This is a genomic window from Kitasatospora sp. NPDC043949 (assembly GCF_056435365.1).
In genome coordinates this window covers 48,327-59,824 of record NZ_JBWKEQ010000018.1, presented here as the reverse complement: position 1 = coordinate 59,824, position 11,498 = coordinate 48,327, and the positions used below count along the sequence as shown (strand labels likewise).

Annotated in this window: 11 protein-coding genes; 1 reads left to right on the top strand and 10 read right to left on the bottom strand. The window is 72.6% G+C overall.

Translation table 11 applies throughout. The features are described from left to right. Nucleotides 1-121: 121 nt before the first annotated feature. From aroQ to mltG (AC07AL_RS17155), 6 genes are all read right to left on the bottom strand, one after another. Nucleotides 122-550 (bottom strand): type II 3-dehydroquinate dehydratase, encoded by a 429-nt coding sequence (gene aroQ, locus AC07AL_RS17180; RefSeq protein WP_063350970.1) that lies wholly within the window; start codon nt 548-550, stop codon nt 122-124. Nucleotides 551-558: 8 nt separating this feature from the next. Then, nucleotides 559-1,668, bottom strand: a complete 1,110-nt coding sequence (aroB, locus tag AC07AL_RS17175; RefSeq protein ID WP_363583114.1) for a 3-dehydroquinate synthase — start codon at nt 1,666-1,668, stop codon at nt 559-561. After that, nucleotides 1,661-2,182: a shikimate kinase gene (locus AC07AL_RS17170; RefSeq protein ID WP_063346780.1), complete on the bottom strand. Its 522-nt coding sequence runs from the start codon at nt 2,180-2,182 to the stop codon at nt 1,661-1,663. The genes aroB and AC07AL_RS17170 overlap by 8 nt, the downstream gene beginning before the upstream one ends. Then, a complete protein-coding gene (gene aroC / locus AC07AL_RS17165) occupies nt 2,179-3,363 on the bottom strand; it encodes a chorismate synthase (protein ID WP_350877858.1) in 1,185 nt (394 codons plus the stop codon). The genes AC07AL_RS17170 and aroC overlap by 4 nt, the downstream gene beginning before the upstream one ends. Nucleotides 3,364-3,572: 209 nt before the next feature. Continuing rightward, nucleotides 3,573-4,403, bottom strand: a complete 831-nt coding sequence (locus AC07AL_RS17160; protein ID WP_400803590.1) for a shikimate dehydrogenase — start codon at nt 4,401-4,403, stop codon at nt 3,573-3,575. A 34-nt stretch (nt 4,404-4,437) separates the two neighbouring features. Next, a complete protein-coding gene (mltG, locus tag AC07AL_RS17155) occupies nt 4,438-5,913 on the bottom strand; it encodes an endolytic transglycosylase MltG (RefSeq protein WP_363627477.1) in 1,476 nt (491 codons plus the stop codon). Between the two features lie 6 nt (nt 5,914-5,919). Here mltG (AC07AL_RS17155) and AC07AL_RS17150 point away from each other — a divergent pair, with 6 nt between their 5' ends. Continuing rightward, nucleotides 5,920-6,378: a hypothetical protein gene (locus AC07AL_RS17150; protein WP_478317736.1), complete on the top strand. Its 459-nt coding sequence runs from the start codon at nt 5,920-5,922 to the stop codon at nt 6,376-6,378. Nucleotides 6,379-6,538: 160 nt separating this feature from the next. On the opposite strand, the gene mltG (AC07AL_RS17145) is transcribed toward AC07AL_RS17150, so the two are convergent. The 4 genes from mltG (AC07AL_RS17145) to AC07AL_RS17130 form a co-directional block, all read right to left on the bottom strand. Then, on the bottom strand, nt 6,539-7,801 hold the full coding sequence (gene mltG / locus AC07AL_RS17145; RefSeq protein WP_400986375.1) for an endolytic transglycosylase MltG: 1,263 nt from the start codon (nt 7,799-7,801) through the stop codon (nt 6,539-6,541). A gap of 93 nt (nt 7,802-7,894) precedes the next feature. After that, nucleotides 7,895-8,383, bottom strand: a complete 489-nt coding sequence (ruvX, locus tag AC07AL_RS17140; protein WP_063346786.1) for a Holliday junction resolvase RuvX — start codon at nt 8,381-8,383, stop codon at nt 7,895-7,897. Beyond that, nucleotides 8,383-11,052, bottom strand: coding sequence for an alanine--tRNA ligase (alaS, locus tag AC07AL_RS17135; RefSeq protein ID WP_363618264.1), 2,670 nt, complete (start codon nt 11,050-11,052; stop codon nt 8,383-8,385). The genes ruvX and alaS overlap by 1 nt, the downstream gene beginning before the upstream one ends. Further along, entirely contained in the window at nt 11,052-11,495 is a 444-nt protein-coding gene (locus AC07AL_RS17130; RefSeq protein WP_363583102.1) for a DUF6167 family protein, read from the bottom strand. Before AC07AL_RS17130 ends, alaS begins: the two co-directional genes overlap by 1 nt. Between the last annotated feature and the right edge of the window lie 3 nt (nt 11,496-11,498).

Sequence of the window (11,498 nt, the reverse complement as noted above, 5' to 3'; positions counted from 1 at the left end):
TGGCGGACCGACCCCCCCCCGGGGCTTTTGCCCCGTTCCCCCCCCCGAAAATTTTGAGGGGGGAGCCACACGGGGGGCTCGGGGGGGGCCCCCCCCCCCCCCCCGGGCCGCTGACCAGGCGTCAGCGCGTGGTGAGTTGCTCGGCCAGGGCGCGCAGGGCCAGCTCGTACGAGCCGAGCCCGAACCCCGCGATGGTGCCGGAGGCCACCGCGGCGATCACCGAGGTGTGCCGGAAGGTCTCCCGGGCGTACGGGTTGGAGATGTGCACCTCGATCAGCGGCGCGGTGCGCTGCGAGGCGGCGTCCCGCATCGCGTACGAGTAGTGCGTGAACGCGCCCGGGTTGATCACCACGGGCACCTTGCCGTCGGCCGCCTCGTGCAGCCACTCCACCATCTGCTGCTCGGAGTTGGTCTCGTGCACCTCGACCTCGAAGCCGAACTCCTTGCCGAGCGCGGTGCAGCGCTCGACCAGCCCGGCGTAGGAGGTGGCGCCGTAGACGTCCGGCTCGCGGCTGCCGAGCCGCCCGAGGTTGGGGCCGTTGAGCACCATGACCCTGGTCACGCCGAGACCTCCGCGTAGGCGGCGACCAGCAGGGACGGGTCGGGGCCCTCCAGGACGGAGGTCTTGCCGAGGCCGTCCAGGACGATGAAGCGGATCAGGTCGCCGCGCGACTTCTTGTCGATCTTCATGGCGTCCAGCAGCTTCGGCCAGGCGTCCGCCTGGTAGCGCAGCGGCAGGCCGACGGAGGCCAGTACGGTGCGGTGCCGGTCGGCCGTCTCGTCGTCCAACCGGCCCGCCAGGCGGCCGAGTTCGGCGGCGAAGACCATGCCGATGGAGATCGCGGCGCCGTGCCGCCACTTGTAGCGCTCGTTGCGCTCGATGGCGTGGCCGAGGGTGTGGCCGTAGTTGAGGATCTCGCGCCGGCCGGACTCCTTGAGGTCCCCGGAGACCACGTCGGCCTTGACCTGGATGGCGCGGCGGATCAGCTCGACGGTGTGCGTGCCGTCCGGGGTCTTGGCGCCCTCCGGGTCGGCCTCGATCAGGTCGAGGATGGCCGGGTCGGCGATGAAGCCGCACTTGATGACCTCGGCGAGGCCGGAGACGTAGTCGTGCTTGGGCACGGTCGCCAGGGTGTCGAGGTCGGCCAGCACGCCCACCGGCGGGTGGAAGGCGCCGACCATGTTCTTGCCCTCGGCGATGTTGATGCCGGTCTTGCCGCCGACGGCCGCGTCGACCATGCCGAGCAACGTGGTGGGCATGGAGATCCAGCGGACGCCGCGCAGCCAGGTCGCGGCGACGAAGCCGGCCAGGTCGGTGGTGGCGCCGCCGCCGAGGCCGACGACGACGTCGCTGCGGGTGAAGCCGGTCTGCCCGAGCACCGACCAGCAGTACGCGGCGACCTCGGCGCTCTTGGCGTCCTCGGCGTTGGGCACCTGGAGCGCGATCGCCTCGTAGCCCTCGCCGAGCAGGTCCTCGCGGATGGCGTCGGCGGTGGCGGCCAGCGCCTCGGGGTGGATGATCGCGACCCGCTTGGCGCCTCTTGTCCCCAGACTGGGGGGACTGATCAGCGCCGACAGCTCGCCGAGCAGCTGGTGCCCGATCAGCACGTCGTACGGGTCGTGGCCGGCGCTGCCGCCGACGTGAATCCTGACGATGGGGTCAGTCATGGGGGGTCTTCAGCTCCAGTGCTTCCAGTACGGCGTCCGCGACCTGCTCGGGGGTGCGGCCGGCGGTGTCGACGACGGCGGTGGCCACCTCCAGGTAGAGGGGCCGGCGGGCCTCCATCAGCTCGCGCCAGCGGGCCCGCGGGTTGATGGCCAGCAGCGGGCGCGGGGCGTCCAGGCCGACCCGCTTGACCGCGTCCGCCAGCGGGACCTCCAGGAAGACGACCGGCAGCTCGCGCAGCAGGGCGCGGGTGGCCTCGGCCATCACCGCGCCGCCGCCGAGTGCCAGCACGCCGTCGTGCTCCGTGGCGCCCGTGCGCACGGCCCGGACCTCCAGCTCGCGGAAGTGCGGCTCGCCCTCGTCGATGAAGATCTCCGGGATGGGCTTGCCGGCCAGCGCCTCGATGTCGGCGTCGGTGTCCCGGAAGCCGACGCCCAGGCGCTCGGCCAGGGCCCGCCCGACGGTGGACTTGCCACTGCCGGGCGGGCCGACCAGCACAACGACCGGAACGGTCATCGGATGATCAGGTTGTCGAGGTAGCCCTGCACGTTGCGGCGGGTCTCGGAGACGTGGTCACCGCCGAACTTCTCGTTCACCGCGTCGGCCAGCACCAGCGCGACCATCGCCTCGGCGACGATCCCGGCGGCCGGCACGGCGCAGACGTCCGAGCGCTGGTGGTGCGCCTTGGCCGGCTCGCCGGTGCGCACGTCCAGGGTCTGCAACGCCCGCGGCACGGTGGCGATCGGCTTCATGGCGGCACGCACCCGCAGCACCTCGCCCGTGGTCAGGCCGCCCTCGGTGCCGCCGGAGCGGCCGGATGTGCGCTTGACGCCCTCGGGGGTCGGGACGATCTCGTCGTGCGCCTGCGAGCCGGGCACCCGGGCCAGCTCGAAGCCGTCGCCGACCTCGACGCCCTTGATCGCCTGGATGCCCATCAGCGCGGCGGCCAGCCGGGCGTCCAGCCGGCGGTCCCAGTGCACGTGCGAGCCCAGACCCACCGGCACGCCGTACGCGAGCACCTCGACCACGCCGCCGAGGGTGTCGCCGTCCTTGTGGGCCTGGTCGATCTCGGCGACCATCGCCTTCGAGGCGTCGGCGTCCAGGCAGCGGACCGGGTCGGCGTCCAGCCGCGCCTCGTCCGAGGGCAGCGGCAGCACACCGGCCGGGGCCTTGGCGGCGGCCAGCTCGACCACGTGGCTGACGATCTCGATCCCGCAGGTCTCCTTCAGGTACGCGCGGGCGACGGCACCGAGCGCGACCCGGGCGGCCGTCTCACGGGCGCTGGCGCGCTCCAGGATCGGACGGGCCTCGTCGATCGAGTACTTCTGCATGCCGGCCAGGTCGGCGTGGCCGGGGCGGGGGCGGGTGAGCGCCTCGTTGCGGGCCAGACCGGCCAGCACCTCGGGGTCGACCGGGTCGGCCGACATGACCTGCTCCCACTTCGGCCACTCGGTGTTACCGACCATGACCGCCACCGGGCTGCCCATGGTCTCGCCGTGCCGGACGCCGCCGAGGAACGTCACCTCGTCCTGCTCGAACTTCATCCGTGCGCCGCGACCGTAACCGAGCCGGCGGCGCGCCAGCGCGTCGGCCACCACCGCGGTGGTGACCGGTACACCGGCGGGCAGGCCTTCCAGCGTCGCGACGAGTGCGGGGCCGTGCGACTCCCCCGCCGTCAGCCAGCGCAACGTACCCAACGGAGCTCCTTCATCAGCGGACCGGCCTCGGCACCTGCCGGGGCCCGCCCGGGCGTGCCTTTTCCCCTGAATCCTTTCACGTCCCGGCGGCACCCGGAGGCCCAGTCCGCGTGACGGACGGCAACCGGCCAGTCGGCGGGACGGTGGTCGGCACGATTCCGGCCACCCGGCCGGGCGGTGGTCGGCGCGATCCGGCCACCGGCCCGGCCTCAGCGCCCGGCGAGGGCCTTCTCGCCCGCCTCGCGCATCGCCGCCAGCGGCCCCGGCGCCCGCCCGGTGAAGGCCTCGCTCTGCAGCACCGCCTGGTGCACCAGCAGGTCCAGCCCGCCCAGGACGGTCGCCCCGCGCGCGGCGCAGGCCTCGGCCAGCGCCGTCGGCCACGGGTGGTACAGCACGTCGAACAGCGCCCCCGGCGCGGCGGGCAGTGCCCCGGCGAAGGCGTCGGTCGCACCGACCGGCGTGGTCGAGACGGTCAGCGGCCGCGCCAGCGCCTCCGCGCCGCGCTCCCAGTCGGCGGTGCGCACGGCGACGCCCAGCCGCTCGCCCAGCTCGGCCATCTCCCGGGCCCGCTCCGCGCTGCGCACGTAGACGGTCACCTCGCCGGTGCAGACCTGGGCCAGCGCCGCCAGCGCCGAGGAGGCGGTGGCCCCGGCACCCAGCACGGCCGCGGCCGGCACCTCGGTGATGCCCCGCTCGCGCAGCGCGTTCACCAGCCCGGGGACGTCGGTGTTGTCCCCGGTGCGCCGCCCGTCGGCGGTGAACACCACGGTGTTCACCGCGTCCACCGCGCGGGCCGTCGCGCTGACCTCGTCCAGCAGCGGGATGATCGCCCGCTTCAGCGGCATGGTCAGCGACAACCCGGCCCACTCGGCCTCGTCCAGCCCGGTGAGGAAGCCGGGCAGGCCGGCCTCGTCGACCTCGAAGCGGTCGTAGCGCCAGCCGTCCAGCCCGAGCGCCGCGAAGGCGGCCCGGTGCAGGTCCGGCGAGAGCGAGTGGGCGATCGGCGAGCCGAGGACGGCGGCCCGGTGCTTGCTGGTCAACGTTGCTCCTCCGTGAACGGCGGTGCGGTGGCGGCTACTTGGTGGTGCAGTGGAGGCCGACCTTGTCGAAGCCCTGGCCCGCCGCCCGGCAGTACGCCTCGACGTTGGCCGCGTGCTCCTTGTCCGTCTCGGCGAAGAGGGTCTTGATCGGGGACATCGCGATGAAGTACAGCCACTTGCCGTCCGCCGGGTTGAGCACCGCCTTGAGCGCGTCGTCGCCGGGGTTGGAGATCGGCGTCGGCGGCAGACCCGGGTTGATGTAGGTGTTGTACTTGTTGGACCCGTCGTTGATGTCCTTCTTGTCCAGGTCCTTGCGGCCCAGCGAGTACTGCAGCGTGGTGTCCATGCCGAGCGTGTGGCGCACGGCATCGCTCGCCAGCCGGTTCTGGATGGTCCTGGCCATCTTGCCGAAGTCCTCGACGTTGTTGCCCTCGCGCTGCAGGATGCTCGCCTCGATGACCACCTCGTACGCGTTCTTGAGGCCCGCCTTGGACGCGTCGGCGTCCAGCGTCGCGTACTTGTCGGTGGCGTTCTTCACCATCTGCTTGAGCAGGTCCTCGGGCTTCATGCCGTCGGCGATGTTGTACCGGGTCGGCCAGAGGAAGCCCTCGACGTTGCCGTTCGCGTACGCCGGCAGGCCGAGGCTGCCGACCTGGGCCTTGGCGACACCCGCCGTGGTGCCCTGCGGCAGCTTCAGCTTCCCGTCGATCAGGGTGTAGATGTCCGCGGCGGTCTTGCCCTCGGGGATGACCAGCGCCGCACCGCCGGCCCCGTTGAGCAGCTCGCTCAGCGCGGTGGCGGCCGGCAGCTCCTTCTTCAGCGAGTAGAAGCCCGGCTGGATGGTCGTGCACTTCGGCTCGGCGGAACAGACCTTGCCGAAGGCGTCGACGCTCTTGACCACGCCGGCGTTCTTCAGCGCCAGGCCGATCTGACCGCCGACCGCACCCGACTTGACCTCGACCTGGACGGGGCTGCCGCCCTCGCCCGTGAAGTCCGGCGGCGGGCCGAAGTGGTCCTGGTAGAAGCCGTAGCCCCACCAGCCGGCCCCGCCCAGGGCGCCGACCAGCACCAGCGCGACCAGCAAGCAGGCCCCGCCGTTGCGGCGGCCGGACTTCTTGCCCTTCTCCTTGCGCTTCTTCTGCGCGTCGCGGGAGGAGTCCTCCTCGCCGAGGAAGCCATCCTGCTCGGCGTGGCCGTCCTCGTCGCGGTGCTCGGCGTCCTCGTGGTGGCCGTCCTCCTGGAAGCCGTCCGGGTGGCCGTCCCACTCGTCGGTCTCGGGCGCGTGCCCGCCGACCGGGTCGGCGCCGGCCTCCAGCGCGGCGGCCTCGGCCTCCCAGTCGATGCCGTCCGGGCCGGGGCCGCTGACGGGCGCGACCGGCTCGGGCTCCGGCGCCGCGCGACGCCGCCGCCCGGGCTGCGCGCCCTGCTGCGGGATGCCCGGCTGCTGCTGCGCACCGGGCTGCTGAAGCTGTTGGGGCTGCTGCGGGGCCATCCCCTGCTGCTGCGCCATGCCCGGTTGCTGCGCCATACCCGGCTGCTGCTGACCGTCCGGGAACCCCTGCTGCTGATACCCCTGCGGGTACCCCTGCTGCGGCATCTGCTGCTGTTGCTGCGGGTACCCCTGCTGCGGGTAGCCCTGCTGCTGCATCTGCTGCTGGGGCACCTGCTGCTGCGGGTACTGCTGCTGTCCGCCCGGGAACCCCTGCTGCTGATACCCCTGCGGGTACCCCTGCTGCGGCATCTGCTGCATCTGCTGCTGCGGATACCCCTGCTGCTGCATGTCTCCGTACGGCTGCTGGACCGGCTCGCCCTGCTGCTGGGGATACTGCTGGACCGGCTCGCCCTGCTGGGGATACTGCTGCCACTGGCCGTCCTGCTGGCCGGGGACCGGCTGCTGGCCGCCGTACCCGGGGTCACCGGGGTGCCACGGCTCAGAGCCCTGGGGGCCGTAGCCCCGACCCAGATCGGTCATTGATCCCCTTAACCGACGAAGACGGCCGGAGGATCGGACCGGCCGTCCGGGACGCGGTCCCGGCTGATTCTCGAACCGGCGTGCTAGCGCAGCGCCTGGGAGGAGACGTTACCGTACCGCACACGTGCCCCCGGCAGGGCGGACGTGCCGTCAGTGTCCGACCTCACCCGCCCGTGCTCGGCTCGGGCGCCGGCGCCGGCGGCCCGGAGGCGGGGGCGGACGCGCCGGCCGAAGCCGACGGCAGGGCCGAGGCACTCGGCTTCGCCGACGCCCGGTTGGCGTTGAACTCGGCGACGTTGCGCTGCTGCACGTCGAAGCTGTCGGTGAAGCGGGTGTCCCCCGGTTTCACGGTGACGAAGTAGAGCCAGTCCCCCTGCGCCGGGTCCAGCGCCGCCATGATCGCCTGCCGCCCCGGGTTGGAGATCGGCGTGGGCGGCAGCCCGGGGTGCAGGTAGGTGTTGTACGGGGAGTCCAGCCGGGTGTCGGTGACGGTGGTGTTCAGGGTCGACCGGCCGAGCGCGTAGTTGATCGTGGAGTCGAGCTGCAGCGGCATGCCCTTGGCGAGCCGGTTGTAGATGACCCGCGCCACCTTGCCCATGTCCTCGTTGTTGTCGGCCTCGCCCTGGACCATGCTGGCCACGGTGACCAGCCCGTACAGGCTCTGCCCGAGGTTCTGCGCGACGACGTTCGCGTCGTCCCGGCTGAACTCCTTGCCGGCCCGCTCCACCATCTGTTTCAGCAGGTCGATCGCGGTGGTCCCGTCGGTGACGCTGTACGTCGCGGGGAAGAGGTAGCCCTCGGGGCTGCCCTTGGCGAAGTCCGGCAGACCCAGTTCGGCGCCCTGCTCCTGGGCGGTGCGCTGGGTGGTGCCCTCCGGCAGGCGCAGCTTGTGGTCGATGGCCACGTAGATCTGGTAGCCGCGCCAGCCCTCGGGGATGGTCAGGCCGTTGGCGTTGGCCGGGTCGATCAGCACGGTCAGCGCGGCCGCGGCCGACATCCGCTGCTTCAGGGTGTAGGTGCCGGGCTGGATCCGCCCGGCAGCCGCGGCGCTGCCCTTGGCCGCCCGGGTGAAGGCGAGCGAGCTGGCCACCACCCCGTTGCGGACCAGGGCGGACGCGATCTGGGACAGGCCCGCGCCCTCCGGCACCGAGACCTGGACGCTGCCGGTGCCCTGCCCCGCGTAGTCGGCGGCGGCCGGGGGTGTGCGCTGTCCCTGGAACCAGGTGTACCCGGCGAGGCCCGCCCCGCCGAACACCGCGACCAGGGCGAGCGCGGTGAGCGCGCAGGCCAGTCCGTTACGCCGTCGGTGCGGATCGGGTGCATCGGGGCGCATGCGGGGCGCGCCCGGCGGCCGGCCCTCCGGCTCCAGCACCGGCGCACCCAGGTGCCCGGGCGTGAGCCCCGGATGGAAGTCCTGGTCGGTCATGGCTCGCGTCCCCTCGGCAGTGCCGAAACGTTCGAAGGGGTCCGTGCGGACGCGTCCGCACGGACCCCTCGACGGGACGTTAGATCAGGCCGGTCAGCCGACCGCCTCGACGCTCTCACCAGGCGGGTTCCCGCTCACCCGTTCGGACTCAAGGGCGGTCTGCAGGATCACCACCGCGGCGGCCTGGTCGACCACCGAGCGGCCCTTCTTCGCCTTGACGCCCGAGGCGCGCAGCCCGTGGGTGGCGGTGACGGTCGACATCCGCTCGTCGACCAGCCGGACCGGCACCGGGTACAGCCGGTTGGCCAGCCGCGTCGCGTAGGCGCGGACCTTCTCCGCCGCCGGGCCCTCCTTGCCGCTCAGCGAGCGGGGCAGCCCGACGATCACCTCCACCGCGTCGTACTCCTCGACGATGGCGGCGATCCTGGCCTGCGACTTCACCCCGGCCGGAACGGTCTCCACGGGCGTGGCGAGCACCCCGTCGGGGTCGCAGGACGCGACCCCGATCCGGGCGTCACCGACGTCGACGGCGATCCGCCGCCCCCGTCGGAAGGGCCGCTCCACCTGAGGCTCCTCGACCATCAGCTGGCGCGCTCCGCGACCAGGCCGCGCACCGCGGCGACGGCCTCGCCGACCGCGGCCGGGTTGGAGCCGCCGCCCTGGGCGACGTCGTCCTTGCCGCCACCGCCGCCGCCGAGGGTCTTGGCGGCGACCCGGACCAGCTCGCCGGCCTTGATGCCGCGGGCGCGGGCGTCCTCGTTGGTGGCGATCACGGTCAGCGGGCGGTCGTTCGCCACGGTGAAGGCGGCGACCACGGCCGGGCGCGAGCCGAGGCGGCCTCGCACGTCCAGCACCAGCTTGCGCAGCTCGTCCGCGCCCACGCCGTCGGCGACCTGCGCGGCGACCACCGAGATGCCGTGCACGTCCTCGGCCGAGTCGGCCAGACCCGCCGCGGCGGCCAGCACCTTCTCGGCGCGGAAGCGCTCGATCTCCTTCTCGGCGTCCTTGAGCTTGGCGAGCATGCCCGAGATCTTCTCCGGCAGCTCCTCCGGGCGCCCCTTGACCAGCTCGGTCAGCTGGGAGACCACGGTGTGCTCGCGGGCCAGGAACTTGTACGCGTCGACGCCGACCAGCGCCTCGACGCGACGCACGCCGGAGCCGATCGAGGACTCGCCGAGCAGCTTGACCAGGCCCAGCTGGGCGGTGTTGCCGACGTGCGTGCCACCGCACAGCTCCTTGGAGAAGTCACCGATGGTGACGACCCGGACCTCGTCGCCGTACTTCTCGCCGAACATCGCGATGGCGCCGGCCTTGCGGGCCTGATCCATCGTCATGACCTCGGCGGTGACGTCGAGTTCGCGACCCAGCACGTCGTTGATCTTCTGCTCGACGTCGACCAGCACGGTGCCCGGGACGGCGGCGGGCGAGCCGAAGTCGAAGCGGAAGCGGCCGGGGGCGTTCTCGGAACCGGCCTGGGCGGCCGTCGGGCCGAGCGCGTCACGCAGCGCCTGGTGGGTCAGGTGGGTGGCCGAGTGGGCGCGGGCGATCGCCCGGCGGCGCTCGGTGTCGATCGTGGCGTACGCCGAGGCGCCGAGCACGACCTCGCCGAACAGCACCCCGCCGGAGTGCACGATGACACCCGGGACGGGCTGCTGCACGTCGCGGATCTCCACCACCGCGCCGGACTCCAGCCGGATCCGGCCGTGGTCGGCGAGCTGGCCGCCGCCCTCGGCGTAGAACGGGGTGCGGTCGAGGATGATCTCGACCTCGTCGCCCTCGGAGGCGGCCGGCGCCGGAACGCCGTCCACCAGCAGGCCGACGACGCTGGCCTCGCCCTCGGTGAGGTTGTAGCCGGTGAAGACGCTCGCGCCGGACTTGTCGGCGACCTCGCGGTACGCGGCGACGTCGGCGTGGCCCATCTTCTTGGCCTTGGCGTCCGCCTTGGCGCGGTTGCGCTGCTCCTGCATCAGACGGCGGAAGCCGGCCTCGTCCACCTGGAGGCCCTGCTCCTCGGCCATCTCCAGGGTGAGGTCGATCGGGAAGCCGTAGGTGTCGTGCAGCTTGAAGGCCTGGTCCCCGGAGAGGACCGCGCCGCCGGCCTGCTTGGTCTCGGTGACCGCGGCGTCCAGCAGGCTGGTGCCGGCCTTGAGGGTCTGCAGGAAGGCCGCCTCCTCGCCGACGACGACCGTCTCGATGCGCTTGCGGTCGCTCTCCAGCTCCGGGTACTGCGGAGCCATCGCCTTGATGGCGATGTCGGTGAGGTCCTTGGCCACCACGCCGGTGGCGCCCAGCAGGCGCATGTTGCGGATGGCGCGGCGCAGGATGCGGCGCAGCACGTAGCCGCGGCCCTCGTTGCCGGGGGTGACGCCGTCGCCGATCAGCATCAGCGCGGTGCGGATGTGGTCGGTGACCACGCGCAGCGAGACGTCCGACTTGTGGTCGGCGCCGTAGGTGTGGCCGGTGAGCTCGGCGGCGCGGTCGAGGATCATCCGACTGGTGTCGATCTCGAAGAGGTTGTCGACGCCCTGGAGGATGGCGGCGAGGCGCTCCAGGCCGAGGCCGGTGTCGATGTTCTTGCTCGGCAGGTCGCCGAGGATCTCGAAGCCGTCCTTGCCGTCGCCGTGGCCGCGCTCGTACTGCATGAAGACCAGGTTCCAGATCTCCAGGTAGCGCTCGCCGTTGACGGCCGGGCCGCCCTCCTCGCCGTACGCGGGGCCGCGGTCGTAGTTGATCTCCGAGCACGGGCCGCAGGGGCCGGGGACGCCCATCGACCAGAAGTTGTCCTTCATGCCGAGGCGCTGGATGCGCTCGGACGGGACGCCGATGACGTCACGCCAGATCAGCTCGGCCTCGTCGTCGTCCTGGTAGACGGTGATCCAGAGCTTCTCCTTCTCCAGGCCGTAGCCACCGTCCGCGACGGAGCTGGTGAGCAGCTCCCACGCGAACTTGATGGCGCCTTCCTTGAAGTAGTCGCCGAAGGAGAAGTTGCCGCACATCTGGAAGAAGGAGCCGTGCCGGGTGGTCTTCCCGACCTCCTCGATGTCCAGGGTGCGCACGCACTTCTGGACGCTGGTGGCGCGCGAGAACTGCGGCTTGACCTCGCCCAGGAAGTAGGGCTTGAACGGCACCATGCCGGCGTTGACCAGCAGCAGGGTGGGGTCGTCGGCGACCAGGGACGCCGACGGAACGACGGTGTGGCCGCGCTCCTCGAAGAAGCGCAGCCAGCGGCGGCGGATCTCAGCCGACTCCATTATTGGTCCTTCCGGTTCGGGGTGCCGCCCCGCTGCGGCAGGGCGCGGCGGGGCGTTTCTTCAATGGCTCGGGTGGTGGTGCGGGCCCCACGGGATACGGGGCGGGGGCCGGACGGGGGCAGGGCGGCGGCCGGGCTGCCGGGCGCCGCCGAGATAGCTCGGTACTGCGGCTCGCCGCGCAGGACCCGGCGGGTGCTCCCGGGCTCGACGACGGCGGTGCCGTGCAGTCCGAGGTCGTCCTTCAGCTGCTCCTCGCGCTCGGCCATGCCGGCCCGCACGTCCTGGGCGAACTGCTTGGCCAGGTCGCCCAGGTGCAGCGCACCGCGCGTGGCGGTGCCGGAGAGGCTGTCCGGGGTGAGCCGGTGCACGGCCTCGTTGGCCTTGTTCATGGCCCACACGGTCGCACCGGCGCCGACCGCCATCCAGAAGACGCGTCGCACCATGCC

Coding starts and splice junctions, on each gene's coding strand:
- aroQ (WP_063350970.1), bottom strand. CDS start 550: ATGGTGCTCAACGGCCCCAACCTCGGGCGGCTCGGCAGCCGCGAGCCG.
- aroB (WP_363583114.1), bottom strand. CDS start 1,668: ATGACTGACCCCATCGTCAGGATTCACGTCGGCGGCAGCGCCGGCCAC.
- AC07AL_RS17170 (WP_063346780.1), bottom strand. CDS start 2,182: ATGACCGTTCCGGTCGTTGTGCTGGTCGGCCCGCCCGGCAGTGGCAAG.
- mltG (WP_363627477.1), bottom strand. CDS start 5,913: ATGGCGCAGCAGCAGGGGATGGCCCCGCAGCAGCCCCAACAGCTTCAG.
- mltG (WP_400986375.1), bottom strand. CDS start 7,801: ATGACCGACCAGGACTTCCATCCGGGGCTCACGCCCGGGCACCTGGGT.
- ruvX (WP_063346786.1), bottom strand. CDS start 8,383: ATGGTCGAGGAGCCTCAGGTGGAGCGGCCCTTCCGACGGGGGCGGCGG.
- alaS (WP_363618264.1), bottom strand. CDS start 11,052: ATGGAGTCGGCTGAGATCCGCCGCCGCTGGCTGCGCTTCTTCGAGGAG.
- AC07AL_RS17130 (WP_363583102.1), bottom strand. CDS start 11,495: ATGGTGCGACGCGTCTTCTGGATGGCGGTCGGCGCCGGTGCGACCGTG.